This window comes from Crocosphaera chwakensis CCY0110, assembly GCF_000169335.1.
Taxonomy (GTDB): domain Bacteria; phylum Cyanobacteriota; class Cyanobacteriia; order Cyanobacteriales; family Microcystaceae; genus Crocosphaera; species Crocosphaera chwakensis.
Genome location: NZ_AAXW01000156.1, coordinates 1 through 1,195 on the forward strand (window position 1 = coordinate 1; position 1,195 = coordinate 1,195).

Here is a 1,195-nt window from a genome sequence, read left to right on the forward strand (position 1 = left end):
TTTTTCTTCATAAAAATTGATGTCAGTCCAAACATCTGTTACCCCCATTTCTATATTAAATGTTGCGGAAATATCTTCATAAGAATAATTAAATTCTAGAACGTCTTGTAATTTTTCCCACATTTCCCTAGTAGGAACTTGCGCCAATATATTATTACCGGTGTACAGTGACCACATTCCCCCACCATTAGATTTAACTCCCAATCTTTTGTTAATTTCTAATGCAGTTAACCCTAATTCTTTTTGACGTTGTTTAAGAAACTGCTTAATAAACGGACGACTATTATAAATAAAAAACAATAAACTTTCGGTTACATTAGGAAACATCTTATAATTTTTAGTCGCTCGTCCGCTAATGGCTTTCATTCCTTTGTTTATGATAATTTGTTGTCGAAAATTAAACCCTAAATCAATAATCGGTTCATATAAATAAAATAAGTTTCTGAGATAACCAAATAAATATAAACTACCTGATAACTTTATCACTCTAGAAATTTCAGGCAACCATTGTAAACACCATTGTTTATAATCTTCTTCTGTACGCCATTGATAATCCCATTTTTGCTGAATCACTTTCCAATAAGGCGGATCAAGAATAATTAAATCAATACTTTTATCGGGTAATTCTTGTAAAATTTCGAGACAGTCTCCTTGTATAATTTGATTCAGATATTTCATGTTCAATAAACATTGTTTAACTTAATATTGATCTTAAGCGATCGTCATTGCGAGGGGAAAGATCAATATTAACCTTTAACTTTCAAGTTTCAATACCCCGAAGCAATCCCAGAAACACCACTTTTTAGTAGTCATTGCGAGGGAAAAGATCAAAATTAACCTTTAATTTTCACGCTTCAACACCCCGAAGCAATCCCAAAAACACAACTAAAAACCTTTTAAAACTGTAGAAAATACCTCAAAAAGATTTTGATATCATAAAGAATATAAACCATTTAACATTCAATCACCGATAATAACTGGTAACTGGTCACTGTTCACTGAAAAAGCGATGAAAGCAATATTAAGTAGTCTCATCACTTTGGGTATTTGTCTAACTCCCATTACCCCTATATTGACGCTTCAACCTGCAACAGCACAAACTGAAAATTTATCACAACAAATAGAACAATTACTACAACAATCAATACAACTAGGACAGCAAAATAAACATCAAGAAGCAATAGAAAAGTTTGAA

At 31.6% G+C, this 1,195-nt stretch carries 2 protein-coding genes; one reads left to right on the plus strand and one right to left on the minus strand.

All coding sequences use genetic code 11. The features are described 5' to 3' along the window. Positions 1-678: DNA-methyltransferase (locus CY0110_RS27755; RefSeq protein ID WP_008279005.1), on the minus strand; the 678-nt coding region annotated here is incomplete at its 3' end. A gap of 331 nt (positions 679-1,009) precedes the next feature. On the opposite strand from CY0110_RS27755, the gene CY0110_RS27760 reads away from it, so the two are divergent. Beyond that, the coding region (locus tag CY0110_RS27760; RefSeq protein ID WP_008279006.1) for a hypothetical protein at positions 1,010-1,195 on the plus strand (186 nt) is incomplete at its 3' end.